Origin of the sequence: Flavonifractor sp. An52 (genome assembly GCF_002159385.1) — a bacterium.
Lineage (GTDB): Bacteria > Bacillota > Clostridia > Oscillospirales > Oscillospiraceae > Flavonifractor > Flavonifractor avicola.
On sequence record NZ_NFIB01000001.1, the window covers coordinates 24,014 to 43,680 of the forward strand.

Annotated in this window: 23 protein-coding genes; 9 read left to right on the forward strand and 14 right to left on the reverse strand. The window is 59.5% G+C overall.

Annotation, left to right across the window (positions count from 1 at the left end):
* The first annotated feature begins 3 nt into the window (after positions 1-3).
* The 8 genes from ffh (at position 4) to B5G06_RS00150 (ending at position 6,197) form a co-directional block, all read left to right on the forward strand.
* On the forward strand, positions 4-1,362 hold the full coding sequence (gene ffh / locus B5G06_RS00115; protein WP_087187087.1) for a signal recognition particle protein: 1,359 nt from the start codon (positions 4-6) through the stop codon (positions 1,360-1,362).
* A 68-nt stretch (positions 1,363-1,430) separates the two neighbouring features.
* On the forward strand, positions 1,431-1,670 hold the full coding sequence (gene rpsP, locus B5G06_RS00120) for a 30S ribosomal protein S16 (RefSeq protein ID WP_007489428.1): 240 nt from the start codon (positions 1,431-1,433) through the stop codon (positions 1,668-1,670).
* 18 nt (positions 1,671-1,688) lie between these two features.
* Positions 1,689-1,919: a KH domain-containing protein gene (locus tag B5G06_RS00125; RefSeq protein WP_087187088.1), complete on the forward strand. Its 231-nt coding sequence runs from the start codon at positions 1,689-1,691 to the stop codon at positions 1,917-1,919.
* A 99-nt stretch (positions 1,920-2,018) separates the two neighbouring features.
* Positions 2,019-2,519 (forward strand): ribosome maturation factor RimM, encoded by a 501-nt coding sequence (rimM, locus tag B5G06_RS00130; protein ID WP_087187089.1) that lies wholly within the window; start codon positions 2,019-2,021, stop codon positions 2,517-2,519.
* Positions 2,512-3,261, forward strand: coding sequence for a tRNA (guanosine(37)-N1)-methyltransferase TrmD (gene trmD, locus B5G06_RS00135; RefSeq protein WP_087187090.1), 750 nt, complete (start codon positions 2,512-2,514; stop codon positions 3,259-3,261). The genes rimM and trmD overlap by 8 nt, the downstream gene beginning before the upstream one ends.
* 21 nt (positions 3,262-3,282) lie before the next feature.
* Positions 3,283-4,641 carry an alpha-amylase family glycosyl hydrolase gene (locus tag B5G06_RS00140; protein WP_087187091.1) on the forward strand — a complete coding sequence of 453 codons (1,359 nt, stop codon included), beginning with the start codon at positions 3,283-3,285 and terminating at the stop codon, positions 4,639-4,641.
* Between the two features lie 126 nt (positions 4,642-4,767).
* A complete protein-coding gene (locus tag B5G06_RS00145; protein ID WP_087187092.1) occupies positions 4,768-5,604 on the forward strand; it encodes a DegV family protein in 837 nt (278 codons plus the stop codon).
* Between the two features lie 98 nt (positions 5,605-5,702).
* On the forward strand, positions 5,703-6,197 hold the full coding sequence (locus B5G06_RS00150) for a GNAT family N-acetyltransferase (RefSeq protein WP_087187093.1): 495 nt from the start codon (positions 5,703-5,705) through the stop codon (positions 6,195-6,197).
* A gap of 347 nt (positions 6,198-6,544) precedes the next feature.
* Here B5G06_RS00150 and rbr read toward each other — a convergent pair whose 3' ends face one another.
* The 11 genes from rbr to B5G06_RS00205 form a co-directional block, all read right to left on the reverse strand.
* On the reverse strand, positions 6,545-7,078 hold the full coding sequence (rbr, locus tag B5G06_RS00155; RefSeq protein WP_087187094.1) for a rubrerythrin: 534 nt from the start codon (positions 7,076-7,078) through the stop codon (positions 6,545-6,547).
* A 52-nt stretch (positions 7,079-7,130) separates the two neighbouring features.
* On the reverse strand, positions 7,131-7,517 hold the full coding sequence (locus B5G06_RS00160; RefSeq protein WP_087187095.1) for a desulfoferrodoxin family protein: 387 nt from the start codon (positions 7,515-7,517) through the stop codon (positions 7,131-7,133).
* Between the two features lie 73 nt (positions 7,518-7,590).
* Positions 7,591-7,974, reverse strand: a complete 384-nt coding sequence (locus tag B5G06_RS00165; RefSeq protein ID WP_087187096.1) for a Fur family transcriptional regulator — start codon at positions 7,972-7,974, stop codon at positions 7,591-7,593.
* A gap of 174 nt (positions 7,975-8,148) precedes the next feature.
* Entirely contained in the window at positions 8,149-9,696 is a 1,548-nt protein-coding gene (locus B5G06_RS00170; protein WP_158094641.1) for a stalk domain-containing protein, read from the reverse strand.
* A gap of 138 nt (positions 9,697-9,834) precedes the next feature.
* Entirely contained in the window at positions 9,835-11,799 is a 1,965-nt protein-coding gene (locus B5G06_RS00175) for a YgiQ family radical SAM protein (protein ID WP_087187098.1), read from the reverse strand.
* Positions 11,800-11,811: 12 nt separating this feature from the next.
* On the reverse strand, positions 11,812-12,972 hold the full coding sequence (locus tag B5G06_RS00180) for a bifunctional histidine phosphatase family protein/GNAT family N-acetyltransferase (RefSeq protein ID WP_087187099.1): 1,161 nt from the start codon (positions 12,970-12,972) through the stop codon (positions 11,812-11,814).
* Positions 12,973-13,005: 33 nt separating this feature from the next.
* Positions 13,006-13,923, reverse strand: coding sequence for a dihydroorotate dehydrogenase (locus B5G06_RS00185; protein ID WP_087187100.1), 918 nt, complete (start codon positions 13,921-13,923; stop codon positions 13,006-13,008).
* Positions 13,916-14,695 carry a dihydroorotate dehydrogenase electron transfer subunit gene (locus B5G06_RS00190; protein ID WP_087187101.1) on the reverse strand — a complete coding sequence of 260 codons (780 nt, stop codon included), beginning with the start codon at positions 14,693-14,695 and terminating at the stop codon, positions 13,916-13,918. Before B5G06_RS00190 ends, B5G06_RS00185 begins: the two co-directional genes overlap by 8 nt.
* An 18-nt stretch (positions 14,696-14,713) precedes the next feature.
* Positions 14,714-14,968 (reverse strand): hypothetical protein, encoded by a 255-nt coding sequence (locus tag B5G06_RS00195; protein ID WP_087187102.1) that lies wholly within the window; start codon positions 14,966-14,968, stop codon positions 14,714-14,716.
* 12 nt (positions 14,969-14,980) lie between these two features.
* Positions 14,981-15,907: an orotidine-5'-phosphate decarboxylase gene (gene pyrF, locus B5G06_RS00200; protein ID WP_087187103.1), complete on the reverse strand. Its 927-nt coding sequence runs from the start codon at positions 15,905-15,907 to the stop codon at positions 14,981-14,983.
* Positions 15,908-15,937: 30 nt separating this feature from the next.
* The gene (locus B5G06_RS00205) at positions 15,938-17,221 is read right to left on the reverse strand and encodes a dihydroorotase (protein ID WP_087187104.1); all 1,284 of its coding nucleotides are present in this window, start codon (positions 17,219-17,221) and stop codon (positions 15,938-15,940) included.
* A gap of 211 nt (positions 17,222-17,432) precedes the next feature.
* Here B5G06_RS00205 and B5G06_RS14115 point away from each other — a divergent pair, with 211 nt between their 5' ends.
* Positions 17,433-17,609, forward strand: coding sequence for a hypothetical protein (locus B5G06_RS14115; RefSeq protein ID WP_164475006.1), 177 nt, complete (start codon positions 17,433-17,435; stop codon positions 17,607-17,609).
* A gap of 52 nt (positions 17,610-17,661) precedes the next feature.
* Here B5G06_RS14115 and B5G06_RS00210 read toward each other — a convergent pair whose 3' ends face one another.
* The 3 genes from B5G06_RS00210 to B5G06_RS00215 are packed head-to-tail and all read right to left on the reverse strand — an operon-like array spanning position 17,662 to position 19,572.
* On the reverse strand, positions 17,662-18,240 hold the full coding sequence (locus B5G06_RS00210; protein WP_087187105.1) for an AAA family ATPase: 579 nt from the start codon (positions 18,238-18,240) through the stop codon (positions 17,662-17,664).
* A gap of 17 nt (positions 18,241-18,257) precedes the next feature.
* On the reverse strand, positions 18,258-18,779 hold the full coding sequence (locus tag B5G06_RS14590) for an MATE family efflux transporter (protein ID WP_343286342.1): 522 nt from the start codon (positions 18,777-18,779) through the stop codon (positions 18,258-18,260).
* On the reverse strand, positions 18,661-19,572 hold the full coding sequence (locus B5G06_RS00215) for an MATE family efflux transporter (protein WP_343286343.1): 912 nt from the start codon (positions 19,570-19,572) through the stop codon (positions 18,661-18,663). Before B5G06_RS00215 ends, B5G06_RS14590 begins: the two co-directional genes overlap by 119 nt.
* Between the last annotated feature and the right edge of the window lie 95 nt (positions 19,573-19,667).

Genomic DNA, 19,667 nt, shown 5'->3' on the forward strand with positions numbered 1-19,667 from the left:
CCCATGGCATTTGAAGGACTGACCGAAAAGCTGTCCGCCGCCTTTAAGCGGCTGCGGGGCAAGGGCCGTCTCACCGAGGCCGACGTAAAGGAGGCCATGAAGGAGATCCGGATGGCCCTGCTGGAGGCCGACGTAAACTTCAAGGTGGTCAAGCAGTTTGTGGCCTCTGTCACCGAGCGGGCCGTGGGCTCCGACGTACTGGAGAGCCTGACTCCCGCTCAAATGATCGTCAAGATCGTCAACGAAGAGCTGACCAATCTCATGGGCGGCGAAAGCACCAAGCTGACCATCTCTCCCAAGCCCCCCACGGTTGTGATGCTGTGCGGCCTCAACGGCGCCGGCAAGACTACCAACGGCGCCAAGCTGGCGGGCTTTTTGAAAAAGCAGGGCAAGCGGCCCCTTCTGGTGGCCTGCGACACCTTCCGCCCCGCCGCCATCACTCAGCTAGAGGTTGTGGGCTCCCAGGTAGACGTGCCTGTGTTCCAGATGGGTCAGATCGACCCCATCGACATCGCCAAGGCGGGCATTGAGCACGCCAAGAAGCACGGCAACGACATCGTATTCATCGACACCGCCGGCCGTCTCCACGTGGACGAGGAGCTGATGGAACAGCTCAAGGACATGAAGGCGGCCATTGACCCCACCGAGATCCTGCTCATCGTGGACGCCATGATCGGTCAGGACGCGGTAAACGCCGCCAAGGCCTTTGACGAGGCTCTGGATATCACTGGCGTCATGCTCACCAAGCTGGACGGCGACGCCCGGGGCGGCGCAGCCCTCTCCATCAAAGCTGTTACCGGCAAGCCCATCAAGTTCGTGGGCCAGGGTGAGAAGCTGGACCAGGTGGACATCTTCTACCCCGACCGGATGGCCTCCCGTATCCTGGGCATGGGCGACGTGCTCTCCCTCATCGAGAAGGCCCAGCAGACCTTTGACGCCAAGAAGGCCGCCGAGCTGGAGCAGAAGCTGCGGAAAAACCGCTTCACCCTCTCGGACTTCTACGATCAGCTGGTGCAGATCAAGAGCATGGGCTCCCTGTCCGACATTGCGGGGATGCTCCCCGGCGTCAACGCCAAGGCTCTGGAAGGTGCTAACGTGGACGAGAAGTCCCTGGCCCGCACCGAAGCCATTATCCTGTCCATGACCCCTGCCGAGCGGGAGGACCCCTCCCTGCTCAACAACAGCCGGAAAAAGCGCATCGCCGCCGGCTCCGGTACCCAGGTGGTGGACATCAACCGTCTGCTCAAGCAGTTCGACATGATGCAGCAGATGAGCAAACAGTTCTCCGGCAAGCAGATGAAGCGTCTTGGCAAGCTGGGGAAACTGGGTAAGCTGGGCAAAATGCCTGGTCTGCCCTTCTAAACGGTGGTAAACGCGCCACGCCGCGTTTCCATAGATATGCTTTACGATTACATGGAGGTGAAGATACAATGGTTAAGATCAGACTGCGTCGTATGGGCGCCAAGAAGGCTCCCTTCTACCGCATCGTGGTGGCTGACTCCCGCTATCCCCGTGACGGCCGTTTCATCGAGGAGATCGGCACTTACAATCCTCTGACCCAGCCCGCCGAGATCAAGGTGGACGCCGAGCGCGCCCAGGCTTGGATCAAGACCGGCGCTCAGCCCACTGAGACCGTGAAGGCTCTGCTGAAAAAAGCTGGCGCCATCTGATAGGAGGGCACAGCTGGCATGAAGGAACTGCTCACCTATATCGCCCGCAATCTGGTGGACCACCCCGACGCCGTGGAGGTCACCGAGCACGCAGGTGAGAGCGAGACCATCCTGGAGCTTCGGGTGGCCCCCGAGGACATGGGCAAGGTGATCGGCCGCCAGGGCCGCATTGCCAAGGAGATCCGCACGCTGATGCGCTCCGTGGCCCAGCGCCAGGGCACCAAGGTTTCCGTCGATATCGTCGACTAACTCCGGGGGCCTCCCCCCGGATATGAAAAAGCCGACCGACCCTGTGGTCGGTCGGCTTTTTCATATCTTGCAGATTTTGTACGATTCGGGGTGATACCGATGAAAAATCAATTTTTAGAAGCAGGTCAGATCGTCAACACCCACGGCATCCAGGGCGAGGTCAAGATCGTCCCCTGGTGCGATTCTCCGGAATTTCTCTGCCAGTTTGATGTATTGTATGTGGACGGCAAGCCGGTGAAGATCCGCTCCGCCCGCATCCACAAAGGCAATGTGCTTGCCTTCCTGGAGGGTGTCAATGACGTAAATGCCGCCATGTCCATGAAGGGCAAGACGGTGTTCATCGACCGCACCGGCGTGGAGCTGCCCGACGGCCGCCACTTTATCGCCGACCTGATGGGGCTGGATGTCATCGACGCCGCCACCGACGAGAAGATTGGCGTGGTGGCCGACGTGCTCACCCCCCCTGCCCACGAGGTCTATGTGGTCAAGGGCGAGCACGAGTATATGATCCCCGCCGTGAACGAGTTCCTGGCGGAGACCAACGTGGAGGGCGGCTATATCAAGGTCCGCCTCATTGAAGGGATGCGTACCGATGTATAGCATTGATATCATGACCCTCTTCGATCTGACTGTGGGCGACATGATGAATGAGTCCATCCTGGGCCGGGCCCAGGAGCGGGACATCATCCGCATTGAAGCCCACCAGATCCGGGATTACACCCTCAACAAGCAGAAGCAGGTGGACGACTACCCCTACGGCGGCGGCCGGGGGGCGGTGATGCAGGCCGATCCCCTCTACCAGTGCTGGAAGCACATTGTGGACACCTACGGCCCCGGCCATACGATCTATATGTCCCCCTGCGGCAAGACCTTTACCGAGTCCGACGCCCGCCGCCTCCGGGACGACTACGACCACCTGATCCTGGTATGCGGCCACTACGAGGGCATCGACCAGCGCTTTATCGACGAGTGCGTGGACGAGGAGATCTCCATCGGCGACTTCGTGCTCACCGGCGGCGAGCTGGCCGCCATGGTGGTGGCCGACGCGGTGGCCCGGCTGGTACCCGGCGTGCTGGCCGATCCTGAGTGCTTTGAAAACGAGAGCCACTGGAACGGGATGCTGGAATATCCTCAGTACTCCCGGCCCGAGGAGTGGCACGGCCGGAAGGTCCCCCCTATTCTCCGCTCCGGCGACCACAAGAAAATCGCCCAGTGGCGGCGGAAGCAATCCATCCTCCGCACCCGCCAGCGGCGGCCCGACCTGTATGAGAAGCTGGATCTGTCCTCCAAGGAGGACCAGAAGCTGCTGCGTGAGCTGGAGGAAGAAGAAACCCAATCTTAATTGAGACTGGAGGAGTCAAATATGAGTCATTGGGTCAATCAGTCCGTGTTCTACCACATCTACCCCCTTGGTTTCTGCGGTGCACCGGAGTACAACCCCGGCGGCGCCCCGGTGCCCCGGCTGGACAAGCTGAAAGACTGGATCCCCCACCTGAAGGAACTGGGTGTCAATGCCCTCTACTTGGGTCCGGTGTTCCAGTCGGTGAAGCACGGCTACGACACCACCGACTACTTCCAGATCGACTGCCGCCTGGGAGACAACGATTCCTTCGCCGCCCTGTGTGATGAGCTTCACGCCAACGGCATCCGTGTGGTGCTGGACGGGGTGTTCAACCATGTGGGCCGGGGCTTCTGGGCCTTCCGGGATGTGCAGGAGCACGGCCAGGGCTCTCCCTACTGCGGCTGGTTCCACGACCTGAACTTCGGCGGCCCCTCCCCCATGGGCGACCCCTTCTGGTACACCGCCTGGCAGGGCCACTATGAGCTGGTAAAACTCAATCTCCGCAACCCCGACGTGGTGCGCCACCTGCTGGACGCGGTTGGGATGTGGATGGACAAATTCCACATTGACGGTCTGCGGCTGGACGCCGCCGACTGCGTGGACTTTGACTTCTTCCGCACCCTCAAGGGCTTCGTCAAAGGCAAGGACCCGGATTTCTGGCTCATGGGCGAGATCATCCACGGGGACTACGCCCGGTGGGCCAACCCGGAGATGCTGGACAGCGTCACCAATTATGAGTGCTGGAAGGGCCTGTGGTCCTCCCACAACGACAAGAACTACTTTGAAATCGCCCACTCTCTCCATCGTCAGTGCGGCCCCGGCGGCATCTACCGCAACATTACCCTGTACAACTTCGCCGACAACCACGACGTGGACCGGCTGGCCTCCAAGCTGAAGGACCCGGCCCACATCAGCAACCTGTACACCCTGCTGTACACCATGCCCGGCGTACCTTCCCTCTACTACGGCAGTGAGTGGGCCATCAAAGGGGAGCGCACCAAGCATTCCGATGCCCCCCTGCGCCCCTGCTTGGACCTGAAGGAGATGATGGCTCTGGACCAGAGTCTGTGTGATCACCTGGCTAAGCTGGCCGCCATCCGGGCCGCTTTCCCCGCCCTTCAGGAGGGTCAGTACGAAAATGTGGTCATCAAGAACCAGCAGCTGGTGTTCCGCCGGGCTACCGACAGCCAGCGTGTCTATGTGGTCCTCAACCTGGAGCCCCAGGAGGTCCATGTGGAGTTCCCCCACCAGGAGCCGGTGCTCCAGGATGTACTCAATGAAAACCAGGTCTTCAACAACGACGGCGGACGCACCTGGCTGCCCGTGTCCCCCTGCGGAGCCCGTATTCTGGTAGGCGCCCCCGACCGCTTTACCTGGTAAATCTGCCTCATCTTTCTGCCCGTTCCAGAATATTCACACTTTCTCCCTTTACTTTTCCCGCTGATGGTGATACAATAGCGGCAATGGCAAATATCATTTTGATAATTATATTCGAGGGTTTTTGTTATGAGTTTTAAGATCATTGTTGACAGCTGCTGCGACCTTACCCCTGCTGAGCTGCGGGAGGACTGTTTTATCAAGGTCCCCCTCACCATCCGCGTGGGGGATGAGACCGTTGTGGATGACGAATCCTTCGATCAGAAAGCCCTGCTGCAAATGATGCGGGATTGTCCCACTGCTCCCCAGTCCGCCTGCCCCTCCCCTATTCAGTATATGGATGCCTTTGACTGCGGCGCTGACGACATCTATGTAGTCACCCTGTCCGCCCTGCTGTCCGGCTCCCACAATGCTGCGGCCCAGGCCCGCAATCTGTGGCTGGAGGATCACCCTGGGGCCAATATTCACATCTTCAATTCCTGCTCTGCCTCTGCCGGTGAGGTACTGGTGGCCTTGAAGCTCCAGGAGCTGGCTGAGGCCGGACTGGATTTTACCACCGTGGTGAGCAAGGCCTCCCAGTATATCGAGGAGATGAATACCCTCTTCGTACTGGAGACTCTGGACAATCTGCGGAAAAACGGGCGGCTCACCCGCACCCAGGCTCTGGTGACCAGCACCCTGCACATCAAGCTGCTGATGGGCTCCACCCCCCAGGGTGAGATCTGTAAAAAGGGTCAGGCTCTGTCTATTAAGCAGGCCCTGAGCAAAATGGCAGCCATGATGGCAGCCGACCCCAATCACGCCGGCCGACGACTGTGCATTGTCCACTGCAACTGCCTGGACCGGGCCTTCCATCTAAAAGAACTGGTGCAGAAGCAGTGCAAATTCTCTGAGATCCTCATCAGCGAGACCGGCGGCATCTCCACGGTGTACGCCAACGACGGCGGTGTCATCGCCGCTTACTAAGCCAACGTACCGCAAACCGCCTGGGCACATAGCCCGGGCGGTTGCTTTTTATGGTCGGATATGCTAATATGATCCAAATCTGTTTGGGAGGCATTATTATGAACTACACCATTCGTCCCACGGAACCCCGGGACGCCGCTGGCACCGCGGCCCTGCGCCGGATGCCCGGGGTCTTGGAAACCACTCTGGGACTTTCCTCCTACCGCACCGCGGACAGCGATGCTTTCTTAGCGAACCTGGGCCCCAACGACCACCATTTCGTGGCGGTACTGGACGACGGCACAGTCATCGGTGTAGCCTGTCTGCAAGTCTTTGGCAATCCCCGGATGCGCCATACTGGCAGTGTGGCCCTGATGGTACATAGGGACTATCAGAATATGGGGGTCGGTTCTGCCCTTTTAAAGACGCTGCTGGATCTGGCGGATAACTGGCTCATGCTGGTTCGTGTTGAGCTCACTGTATTTGCCGATAATGAGCGGGCCATCCACCTGTATGAGAAGCTGGGCTTTGAGAAGGAAGGGCTCAAGCGCATGACCACCGTGCGGAACGGCAAATATGCCGATGAATACATGATGGCCCGACTGCGCCCCTGACCTGCCAATACTCCTCCCCCACTGGATGAACCGATGCCCTCATCGGCCTGTATATCTAAGTAAAAAAACGCAGCCCGGAAGATTTTCTTCCGGGCTGCATTTCCTTTTACCGATCAATAGTTGACGGCGCGGATCTCGAAGTAGGCCTGGGGATGCGCACACACAGGGCACACCTGGGGGGCCACCCCACCCGGCTCAAGCCGGGCGGGGACCCCATTGATTATAAAAAGCCCGGGTGGAGTGAATCCACCCGGGCTCAAGGTTTTTACGCGGTAAAAACGCTTGTACGGCGCAAGCGCCACCCCATCTCCGATGGGGCCCCAAAAGAGGCCCCCCGCGGAGTCACATCAATAATTGACGGCGCGGATCTCGAAGTAGGCCTGGGGATGCGCGCACACGGGGCACACCTGGGGGGCCTCTTTGCCAAAGTGGATGTGGCCGCAGTTACGGCACTTCCACATATACTCGTCGCCCCGCTTGAACACAACACCCTCTTCCAGGTTCTTCAGGAGGGTCAGGTAGCGCTCCTCGTGCTCCTTCTCGATCTTGAGGACGCCCTCGAACAGGAAGGCCAGCTTCTCAAAGCCCTCCTCACGAGCGGTCTCGGCCATCTCCTTATACATCTCAGTCCACTCTTCATGCTCACCAGCGGCGGCGGACTTCAGGTTGGCCATAGTGTCACCAATGCCGCCCAGCTCCTTGAACCACAGCTTGGCGTGCTCCTTCTCATTGCCGGCGGTCTCCTCAAAGATGGCTGCGATCTGCTCGTAGCCCTCCTTCTTGGCCTTGCTGGCAAAGTAGGTATACTTATTGCGGGCCATGCTCTCCCCCGCAAATGCCTTCCACAGATTGGCTTCGGTCTTGCTGCCCTTCAGTTCCATATAATCATACCTTCCTTTCTAAAATCATGTTGTCTCTTATAAAGCGAATATGTTAGCCTTCGCCCTTCCAGAAGCCGTGGAGATTGCAGATCTCGTAGGCCTCCACCTTATCGCTCCGGCAGAAGGTCTTCAGCTCGGGCGCGTCGCCGGGCTTGGGGAACTTCATGGTCACGGTGTCGCCGTCCACCACAGCAATCAGGGAGATATAGTGCTCCGGCAGCATGGGATGCTCCACACCGCCCACCTTGACGGTCACGGAGTTCCCGCTGCCATGAGCGGTCTTCTCCACCACAGGGACGTGCTTCTCCTGAGCCGCGTCGGTGGTATTGGGGGTGATCTCTTCCATCTTCTGGCCACAGCACATAACGGGCACACCCTTATCCACAACCTTAAAAATCACATTGCCGCAGTGCGCGCAGCGATACAGCTTGAACTCCATGTTATTACATCCTTTCTAATCACAGTATTGGCACTTTGGTGCAAAATAAACTTACCATATTATCTGAAAAAACTCAATGTTTTGGTTTGCAGTTAACGCAGACCCCATGAAAAATCAGCTCATGGGACCGAATATCATGGCCGCTGGCCAGCAAGGCCTTCTCGTCCAACCCTTTATCATAGGGCAGATCCAGATCAAAGACCCCGCCGCACACTTCACAGCGGAAATGAGGATGGGGCTCTACGTTGGCATCGTACCGCTCCACCGGGAAAGCCATCCGCACAGCAGCACCTTCGTCCACCAGCAGATTCAGATTCCGGTATACCGTCCCCAAACTCAGGTTGGGATTGGTGGGCTTGAGCCATTGATACACCATTTCAGCGGTGGGATGCTGGTCCGTGTGCATCAGGGCCTCATAGATCAGCTCTCGCTGACGTGAGTATCGCTTTCCGTTCATTAGTCACCACTCTTTCTAATATAAACAGTAACTATTACTGTTATTGATATAATAGCAGACTTCCCCAATTCTTGCAAGTCCTTTTTTTCATTTTCTCAAATTTTTTTCGTCTCCCCTTCCCTATAAAGAAAACGAGCTTGCCGCAGAGGCGGCAAGCTCGTTCTTTCCGGCGATTTATTCGGACACAAAGACCTGAAGCGTAGAAGTCAGGTTACGTCCGGGGGTGGCCAGGGTCTGCCCCTTATAATACATAGCGGTGGAACCGCCGCCATCCAGGTTGATGGCATCCACACAGCCCAGAGCCAGCATCAGATCACGCATCTGCTCAATGGAGGCAGCCTTTACATTGACCAGCAGCAGCTTGCCGTCCTTGGTGGTACCTACAGCGGTACGGGGCGTGACGGCGGTGGTAAAGCGGGCCTCCTTAAAGCCGTTGTCCAGACCGGTGAACTTTACGCCGTCCTTCACCAACCGGGGGGAACCAGACACCATGGTCTGCACACCGGTCAGATCGAAGCCCTCTTCATCATCCCGCTGGAGGTAGGGCCGCAGGGCCACAGTGCGGCCTGCCTCAAACTGATTGAAGAAGTCGTAGTTGGTGACGGTGTCGCTGGAGTAGAGCACATAGCCGTTAGCGGGGATGGCTACCGTCTGACCGGCGGATACCATCTGGAAGCTGGTGGTCACATTGTTGACTACGGTCAACGCGGAACCAGGATAGGTGACCTGGAAAGAGGTACCTCGGGCGGGGGTGTAGAGCACCGCCTGGCCGCTGAACTGCTTGAGCATATTGACCTCGTAGGCGTCCCACCAGCGGTAGGTACCGCCGTCTACCGTCTCAATGCGGACAAAGACGGGAGGCCGGCCGTAGCGCATCTCGTTGGTATCGGTGATACCCAGAGAGGACAGGCCGGAGCTGGCATACATAAACTGGCCGTTCACCATCAGGTGGCCGATGGGGTCCTTGATGGTCTTTTCGCTCTCAAAGAAGTTGGCGTTGATCACCGCTACTGCCCCGGAACTGGCGGCAATGGACTGGAAGCTCTGAGGCGAATTGAGCTTGCCGCCGGCGAGTACCGACTTGACGCTCATCCGGGGGTCCTTCATATTGACGGTGATCACGTTGGCATTGACGGTGCCGGAGGCCAGCGTGTAGCTCTTGGAGGTAAGGGTCACCGGGTCCTCCTTGGGGGTGGTCTTTTCCACCAGCTTCTGGACCTGGGGCAGGCTGGTGAGATTGTTCTTATCCACCTCGCCGTTGGCTACCACCACAATCTGGTTCTTGCCCTCCCATTCCACGGTCAGGCCCAGATTCTCGCTGACAAAGCGCACCGGCACGAAGGTGCGGTTGTTTTTTGCCCGCATAGGCACATCCATGGTCACCTCTTCCCCATTGACCAGGGCGGTGGTGGAGTCCAGCTCCAGCTCCACCGAGGTGCCGTTCAGGGAGCAGCGCACACCATTGGTCTCCTGTACCCACTCCACGGTTCCGCCGAAGGCCTCAATCATCCGGCGAATGGGCAACATGGTACGGCCATTCTCGGCCATCAGCACCACGGCACTGCTGGTCTCGTCGATTTGAGTCACAGTATCACCAATCACGCACCAGGGGCTATTGTACCGCATGGTGATGACCAGATCAGGCTGTGCAGCGGAGGCGGCGGGGATCAGGCCCAGCATCAGCACCAGCGCAGCCAGCAGGGACAATACGCGTCTTTTCACAGGCATACATCCTCTCTTCTCTCCCCAGAGGGAGTATTTAAGTTTAGTATACCAATTCTGAAAGGAAGCTTCAATGCTCTTGCCGCATAGTATTTCAGGCAAAAAGAAACCGGCAGAGCGCGCTCTGCCGGCTGTATGTTATCCCTTTCCCTTGCGGGGACGGGCATTCTTTTTTGGCTTGGCTACCGCCCACCCGGCTTTGCGGGTGGGTTTGGCCTGGGGCTTGGCGCTCTTCTGGGCCGCCGGTTTGCTCCCCTTGCCGGTTCTGCCCCGGTTGGAGGTCTGCTTGCTCTCCTGAGGCTTGCCATATTTCTCCGGCCGCAGCAGACAGTCTTTGCCGAAACCGATCAGGTCCTCCCGGTGGGCCCGGTGGAGGGCCTCCCGTACCAGGGCCCGTTTCTCCGGCCGCTTCCACTGCATCAAAGCCCGCTGCATGGCCTTTTCGTGGGGGTCCTTAGGCACATAAACCGGCTTCATGGTCCGGGGATCAATGCCGGTATAGTACATACAGGTGGACAGAGTGCCCGGTGTGGGATAGAAGTCCTGGACCTGCTCAGGCTGACGGCCGGTGCGGTTAAGCCATTGGGCCAGCTCCACCGCGTCGTTCAGCGTACAGCCGGGGTGGGAGGACATGAGGTAGGGCACCAGATACTGCTCCTTGCCGTACTTCTGGTTCAGGGACTCGTACTTCCGCTTGAATCTCTCGTATACCTCGATATGGGGCTTGCCCATGTAGTCCAGCACCGAGTTGACACAGTGCTCCGGGGCCACCTTCAGCTGGCCAGACACATGGTACTTCACCAGTTCGGCGAAGAACTCCCCGCTCTTATCCTTCTGCATAAAGTCGAAGCGGATGCCCGAGCGGATGAACACCTTTTTCACCCCCGGCACCGCCCGGATTTTCCGCAGCAGCATCAGGTAGTCGGTGTGGTCGGCGTCCAGGTTGGGACAGGCCTCGGGGGCCAGACAGGCCTTACCTCGGCACAGTCCGGCCTTTATCTGCTTCTTACAGGCAGGCCGCCGGAAGTTGGCGGTTGGGCCGCCCACGTCGTGGATATAGCCCTTGAAGCCGGGGTGATGGGTTAGCCCCTCCACCTCTCTCAGCACACTCTCGTGGCTGCGGGAGGTGATGATCCGCCCCTGATGGAAGGCCAGGGAGCAGAAATTACAGGCGCCGAAGCACCCCCGGTTGTGAGCCACCGAGAAGCGCACCTCCTCAATGGCCGGCACCCCTCCCATGTTGTCGTACATGGGGTGGGGCTCCCGGACATAGGGCAGCTCGGCCACAAAGTCCAGCTCCGCCGTGGTGAGAGGCATGGCGGGGGGATTGACGATGAGCAGCCGGTCCCCATGGCGCTGGAGGATGGCCTTCCCCCGCACCGGATCGTGCTCCTCATACTGGATCATATTGGCCACGGCATACTGCCGCTTATCAGTAGAAACCTGCTCATAGGAGGGGCACTCCGCCTTGGGATAGGCGCAGGCGGAGGGATCTTTTGCAATAAAGGCAGTTCCCTTTACATCAGTGATCTCCCCCACCGGGGTACCGGAGGCCAAACGGGCAGCAATCTCCCGGGTGGCAGTCTCACCCATGCCGTACACCAGCAGGTCAGCCTGGCTGTCAAAGAGCACCGAGCGGCGCACCTTGTCCTCCCAGTAGTCGTAGTGGGCAAAGCGGCGGAGGGATGCTTCCAGCCCGCCAATGATCAGAGGGATGTCTCCAAAGGCCTCCCGCACCTTGTTGGCATACACGATGGAGGCCCGGTCGGGACGCAGTCCCGCCTGATTGCCCGGGGAATAGGCGTCGTCGTGCCGACGCTTCCGGGCGGCGGTATAGTGGGCCACCATGGAGTCCAGATTGCCGGCAGACAGCATCACCCCCAGCCGGGGCCGCCCCAGTGCTGTAAAGGCTTCTGCCTTGCGCCAGTCCGGCTGGGCCAGGATGGCCACACGGTAGCCCTCGGCCTCCAGCACACGGGAGATGATGGCGCAGCCAAAGGAAGGATGGTCCACATAGGCGTCGCCGGTGATGATGAGAAAGTCGTACCCGTCCCAACCACGCTCTTCCATATCCGCCTTAGAGACGGGCAAAAATCCATTCATATCGTTCCTCAGTCAGTCCTTGGTCTCATAGCCAATGTATTTTTCCAGAATATCCAGGGTCACGCTGCCGTGCTCCTCCCCTACCTTTTCAAAGCCGTACTTCTTATAGAAGCGCTGAGCCACCGCATTCTCCGGAGCGCAGCGCAACCGCAGGCGGGTGCGGCCCAGGGGGCGGAATACCGACACCGCCTGGCCAATCAGCTGAACGCCCAGCCCCCGCTTCCGGTGCTGGGGATTCATGTACACAAAGGGGATATAGCCGATGCCCTCATCGGCAAAGCGGGCCAGATCCAGCTGGAGCACGCCCGCCACCTCATCTCGCTGCATGGCAACTGTCAAGGCTTTTTCCTTGTCCTGTTCCCAGCAGTGACGGGCATCCTTGCAGAAGCTCGCCCCGTCAAAGGGGACCTCGCTGCCGTGGATATCGATCCAGGCGTCGTGCCGGGCCGCCAGATAGAGTTCCTCTTCCCGCTCCAGGTCCAGAGGACGGAACCACATATTGGCGTCTGCAATACTCCCCTCCCGGGACTTCCACCACTTCTGTCTGGCCAGGGTAGAGATCTCCTCCGGCAGGTGGGAGTTGTCGTTCTCATAGACGATGGAGATCTGGTCTCCCTCCACCTCCAGACAGGTGACACCGGTGTTGTCACTGTGACCCAGGCTGTCCATCTCACCGGGACCCAGGCCCCGGATGGCACCCTGGAGACAGCGGATGGCAGAGCCGTGGGAGAACAGAGCCACCGTCTGGCCGGGATGCTTGGCGGCGATATCCAGCACCGCGCCCTTCATCCGGGCCTGAACCTGGGCGAAGGTCTCGCCCCCCTCCACCTGGAACTCGGGGGAAGCATGGTTGAAGCGGATGAGCCGCATGGCGTCGTGCCGCTCCAGGTCACCCCAGGGCTTGTCCTCCCACTCTCCTACGCCGATCTCCCGCAGGGCCGGGGTGGTGTTCAGTTCCAGGTCGTGGCTGGGATAGATGGCCGTGGCGGTGGTCATGGTACGAAACAGATCGCTGGAGTACACCGCGTCGATATGCACGTCGGCAAACCGTCCACGGAGGGCGGCAATCTGCCGGTATCCGTTGTCAGTAATGAGGCTGTTGTACCAGCCGTGAACCCGGCGGTACAGGTTGCCCTCCGCCTCCGCGTGGCGGATGATATAAACCTTAGTCACAGTAGGCACCCTCTTCGGATCAGGATAAAAGCATTACCAGGGGCGCACGCCGCCTGTCAGGTCAGAAACCTTATCAAGGCCCTGGGCAGAGGCGATTGCCGCCAGGCCGTCCCGCACCTTGATGGGGGCGTAGGGATCGGCAAAGCAGGCGGTGCCCACCGCCACGGCGGAGGCGCCCGCCAGCATCAGCTGGGCCGCGTCCTCTCCCTTGGCCACGCCGCCCATGCCCAGGATGGGCAGATCCACGGCGCAGGCTACCTCCCATACCATCCGCACCGCCACAGGCAGCACGGCAGGGCCGGACAGGCCGCCGGTGTTCATCTTCAGGATGGGGCGGCGGGTGTTCAGGTCGATGCGCATACCCCGCAGGGTGTTGATGAGGGACAGAGCGTCAGCGCCGGCATCAGCCACCGCACGGGCGATCTCGGTGATATCGGTGACGTTGGGAGACAGCTTCACCATCACAGGAATGGTGGAATGGCTCTTGGCCATCTTGGTGACCTCGGCGGCCAGCTCGGGCTTGGTGCCGTAGGCCAGACCGCCCGCCTTCACGTTGGGGCAGGAGATGTTGACCTCGATCATATCCACACCCGCTGCCGACAGCTTCTCGCACATGATGCCATACTCCTCAGGCGTGTTGCCCGAGATATTGGCGATGATAGCCAGATCGTGCTTCTTCAGCACGGGCAGCTCGTGCTCGATAAAGGCGTCCACACCGGGGTTCTGCAGACCCACGGAGTTGAGGATACCCATGGGAGTCTCGGCGATCCGGGGGGGCGGATTGCCTTCTCTTCTGTGAAGGGTAAGGCCCTTACAGCAGATGCCGCCCAGTTCATTCAGGTTATAGAACTGGCCGTATTCCCGGCCGAAGCCGAAGGTACCGGAGGCCACCACCACCGGATTTTTCATCTTGACGCCCGCCAGATCGACGGACAGATCCACCTTAGACATTCCAGTCCACCTCCTTGGCGTCGAATACCGGGCCGTCCTTGCAGACGTGCTTCATGGTGCCGTCGGCCATCTGGACGGCGCAGCCCAGGCAGGCACCCACGCCGCAGGCCATCCGCTCCTCCAGGGAGACCTGGCAGGGCACGCCGTACTCGGCCGCTACCTTGGCCACATTCTTCAGCATGGGCTTGGGGCCGCAGGCCAGAACAGCTGTAAAGTTTTTATCCTTTTCAAGGATATCCTTCAGCTGGGCGTCCACAAAGCCGTGGCGGCCCAGGGAACCGTCGTCACTGCAGAGGTAAACCGCCTCGCAGTAGTCCCGGTAATCCTCCACCAGCATGGCCCGGTCGGCAGACCGGAAGCCCAGTATAGCGGTGGAGTTCTTGGCGGTAAAGGCGGCCTGACCCAGCAGCGGGGGCACACCGATGCCGCCGCCCACCAGCAGCAGCCGGTCATTGGGGGTAACGGTAAAGCCGTTGCCCAGAGGGCCCAACACATTCACCTTGTCCCCCACCTGGCGCTGAGCCAACCACTTGGTACCCTCACCCCGCACCTCAAAGACCACGCGGGCGGTGTCTTGGGGCTCGTCCTCCTGGACCATGCAAACCGAGATGGGCCGGCGGAGAAGCAAACCCTCCCCGCAGGCGATATGGAGGAACTGACCGGCCATCAGCCCCTCCTTTTTCACCATATCCCCCACCTCCAGGGTGAAGGAATAGGCATACTCGTTCAGCTTGGCCGCCTCAACGATGATACAGATCTGTTCAATGGGCATACTATCCCTCATTTCCACTTATTTGGCAGACTCGTCCCCGTGGACGGTCTCAGTCATGGTCTTCAGATCCATGATGCTGCCGCACACCGGACAGATCCGGTTGCGGCGCATGGTACCGCAGGTGGGGCAGCGGAAGGGCTCCGCTGCCACCAGTCCCGCCGCGATCTGCTGCTGAAGGATCTCCTGCCAGTTCCATTCCCGGTGCTGGCCGATCTTCCATTTGCTGACCTCGTCCTCACGGGCACCTTGTTTCTCTCTCTCTTGCTCTGACATAGGCCGCTCCGATTACGCGATGGTAGTAAAGCGGGCGATGTCGTCCCGCATGGCGATCGCGGCGTTGCGGGCAGCCTCCTGGTAGTCCATGCCGTCCTTGCCGGTCTTCTGCCAGGCGCAGATGATGCCGCGGGAGGAGTTGACGATAGCGCCATGGCCGTCCTTCTGGAAGGCATACTGCACATCCTCGGCAGTGCCGCCCTGGGCGCCATAGCCGGGCACCAGCAGGAAGGTGTGGGGCATCCGGGCGCGCAGCTTCTGCAGCTCTTCCGGATAGGTGGCGCCTGCCACCGCACCGGCCATGGTATAGCCATACTTGCCCTCGGTGCCCGCGCCCCACTTTTCAATGAGGTCGGCCATCAGGCCGTACACGGTGTCGCCCTCACCGGCGGACACGTTCTGCAGCTCGCCGGAGCCAGGATTGGAGGTCTTGGCCAGGATGAAGGCGCACTTGTCCATCTCCTTGCAGGTCTTGAGGAAGGGATTGACGCTGTCGGCGCCCATGTAGCCGTTGAGGGTGACGCAGTCGGCATCAAAGACGCTGAGCATCTGCTCCCCTACCTTGGTCTTGCCCAGCCAGCCGTCGGAATAGGCCTCGGCGGTAGAGCCGATGTCGCCGCGCTTGATGTCGGCGATGACATACAGGCCCTGCTCCTTGGCATAGCGGATGGTGCGCTCCAGCACCTCCATACCCCGCCAGCCCAGGCGCTCATAATAGGCGGACTGGGGCTTGACGGCGGGCACGATGTCCTTCAGTGCGTCCATCAGACCGCAGTTGAAGCGGTAAATGGCCTCGGCGGCACCCTCCAGGGTCTCGCCGTACTTGTCATAGCACTCCTTGCGGATGTGGGCGGGCACATACTCCGGCTTGGGGTCCAGACCCGCCACGGTGGGATTTTTCTTGGCAATGATGGCTTCCTGCAGACGATCGAAGGACATAGTTCATTCTCCTTTATCTCTTAAAATCTCTTATTTCTCATCCTGATAAATGATCTTTCCGCCCACGATGGTGTACTTGATCTTTCCCTTCAGCTCCTTGCCGGCGAAGGGGGTGTTGCGGCCCTTGGAGGCAAACTGCTCCGGGTCCACCGTCCACACCTCATCCGGGTCGAAGATAACCACGTCGGCGTCAGCGCCGATGGCCAGCCGGCCCTTGGTGGGCAGACGGAGGATGCAGGCAGGATTGATGGTCATTTTCCGCAGAATATCGGACAGGGGCAGCTCCCCGGTGTGGTACAGATAGGTCAGGGTGACGCCCAGGGCGGTCTCCAGTCCCACCATGCCGCTGGGGGCCTCAGTGAGGGGCCGGGCCTTCTCCTCGGCGGAATGGGGGGCGTGGTCGGTAGCGATGGCGTCGATGGTGCCGTCCTTCAGGCCCTCGATAATGGCCTCCACGTCGGACCAGGTCCGCAGGGGCGGGTTGACCCGGGCCATGGTGCCTTGGGCCAAAATCTCATCCTCGGTGAGGGAGAAATACTGGGGACAGGTCTCACAGGTGATCTGTACGCCCTTGCGCTTGTACCGCCGGACAATGGCCACCGATTTTGCGGTGGAGATGTGGCAGATGTGGACCGCGGCACCGGTCTCCTCGGCCAACATGGCGTCCCGGGCTACCATCAGCTCCTCGGCGATGGCGGGCCGCCCGTCCAGACGCAGCTGGCGGGATACCCTTCCCTCGTTGACGGCGTAGTTTTTCACCATATCCGCATCCTCACAGTGGGACAGGATGGTGAGATCCTGCCGGTGGGCCATGATGAGGCCATCCCGCATCAGATTGGCGTTCTGGATGGGCACACCGTCGTCGGACAGGGCCACTACTCCAGCACCTTTCAGAGCCTCAAAATCGGTGAGTTCCTGGCCTCGCTGTCCCTTGGACACCGAGCCGATGGGCCAGACATGGACCCCGCAGGCCTCCGCCGCCTTTCTGCGGACAAAGTCCACCTGCTCGGGGCAGTCCACCGTGGGCCTGGTGTTGGGCATACAGGCGATAGAGGTAAAACCGCCCCGGGCGGCGGCTGCCGCGCCCGTCTCGATGGTCTCCTTGTACTCAAATCCGGGCTCCCGCAGATGGACGTGCATATCCACCAGTCCGGCGCACACGGTCAGTCCTGCCGCATCGATGATCTGAGCGCCCGGCTCATTGATGTTGCTGCCGATGACAGTCACCTTTCCGTCTTCCATCAGGATATCCATGACACCGCCGATGCCCCCCACAGGGTCCACCAGGCGTCCCTGACGAATCAACAGTTTCACTGGATCACTCCTTTCCGTTCTACGGGCCGGCTTTTGGGCCGAAACCCGCATTTGCACAGCAAAAAAGGGTACAGGTCCTTCCCCCGTCCCCTCCTGCAAGCCGCTCTGTTCTTCGCCCTTCATTATAACTTGAATCGCATATTTTAGCAATGGATTTTTCAGCATTCCGGGCAATAATAAATACGGACATCCAAGGAAGGGAGCTGAGCAAATGACTAATCACACCTTTTTAGGCGGCATGGGCCTTGGCATTCTGGCCGGGGCCGCTATGGGCATGGCGGTAGCCGCCAAGGGGATGCAGAATCCCAAAATGCGCCGCATGGCCAAAAAGGCCACCCGGAAGATGGACCAGATGAAGGATGATCTGGCCGACACCATGGGCTTTTAAGCCAAAAACAGCAAAAAAGACCGCCGTTGGCGGTCTTTTTTGCTGCAATTACTCAGTAGAGCTGCCGGATCAGCTCCGCACAGCGGTCGATGCCCAGGGTTCCGCTGTTGAGGGTAAGGTCATAGTTCTGGGCGTGGCCCCACTTCATATCGGTATAGAACCGGTGGTAGGCCGCCCGGCGCTTATCCTTCTCTTTCAGCCGCTGCTCCGGAGAGGCCTCCCGCTCACCGTACACCTCCACGATCCGTTTGGCCCGGAAGGCCATATCCGCGCGGATAAATACCCGCAGGCAGTCGGCCTTGTCCCGAAGGATATAGTCGGCACACCGGCCCACAATGACGCAGGATTCCTTCTCCGCCAGTTTGGTGATGATCCTGCACTGGATCTTCCAGATATAGTCCTCGTTGGTGGGGCCCGCGGTACCGTGGGCAAAGGCGGAGGCCAGTATCCCGCCGGGGGCATACTCCCCCGCCTCCTTGATATAATTTTTGTGAAAACCACTCTCCGCCGCAATCTTCTCAATCAGCTCACTGTCATAGCAGGCAATGCCCAGAGCTTCGGCCACCTTTTTGCCAATGGTACGACCGCCGCTGCCAAATTCACGGCTGATGGTAATGATCCGGTTTTTCATGATTGATCCACTCCTTTTTATGCGATCTCAGGCGCTTCGGATTGCAGCCGGTGCTCCCGCTTCAGGTGGCTGTGCTCATGGATCAGCAGGCCCAGAGAGAGCAGGAAGGCCAGGCCGTCGGCTACAGGGCCGGTCCACAGCACCCCTTCCACCCCCAGGAACAGGGGCAGGATCAAAGCCGCGGGCACAAAGAAAATGATCTGACGGGCCAGGGAGAGAATGGCGGATTTAACAGGCTTGCCTACCGCCTGGAGATAGACTGCCGCCACCGTCTGGAACCCGGTAAGGGGGCAGAGCATCAGGAAGATGCGGAAGGCCTTTACAGCAAACTCGTTATAAAGCCCCTCCTCGGAGCCAAACAGCATGACTACGCTCATGGGCGCGAACTGGAAAATCAAAAAGGCTACGATGGATACCACCTCAGAGGCGATGAGGGAAATTTCCAGGGCTTTTTTCACCCGCTTGAAGTTCTTGGCACCGTAGTTGAAACCGATGATGGGCTGGGTACCGGTGGCGATGCCCAGCAGAATGGCAATCATGATCTGGTTGACCTTCATCACAGGTGATGGCAAACTGGGTGATAAAGCTGCTCAGGCCGAAGGTAAGGATATTGCCGCAGGTCCGGCCGTTCAGGCGGAAGGAGGCGGCATCAGGATGGACGGTCTTGAACCGGGGCAGATAGACCGCCGACACCACAAAGGAGGCCACCTGCCCGATCACTGTGGCGATAGCGGCACCCTGTACCCCCATATGAAAAACAAAGATAAAGACCGGGTCCAGAATCACGTTGAGGACCGCACCGATGATCATGGAAAACATGGCGTATTTGGGGCTGCCATCCGCACGGATCATGGAATTGATGGCGGCTGATATCATCATAAAAGGCAAACCGAGGCCAATGATGAAGCCATACTCCAAGGCCAGAGACCGCAGCAGGTCGGTTGCGCCGAAGAGGGTCAGGATCGGGTCGATGAACAGCAGGAACACCACAGCCAGGACGATGCTGACCACGGTCACCAGGGCAACCGCGTTGCCCACGCCCTTCTTGGCCACGTCCACCTTGCCCTCACCCAGCTTCAGGCTCAGAAAGGCCGCGCCGCCGTTGCCGATCATCATAGCCAGTGCCAGGGCAATGATGGTGATGGGAAACACCACATTGGTGGCGCCGTTGCCCAGGTAGCCCACGCCCCAGCTGATGAAGATCTGGTCCACGATGTTGTACAGGGAATTGACCAGCAGGGCAATGACGCTGGGAACGGCAAATTTCAGGATCAACCGGCCAATGGGCTCCGTGGCAAAGGGACTCTCGCGCTCTGGTACTTCTTTTTCCATCTTGACTTGCACCCCTTTTATGTAACTAGTTACTTATTTAGCGATAAAAAAGCAGGCAGCGCGCTTGAGTTATCTCCTCAGCACACTGCCTGGGA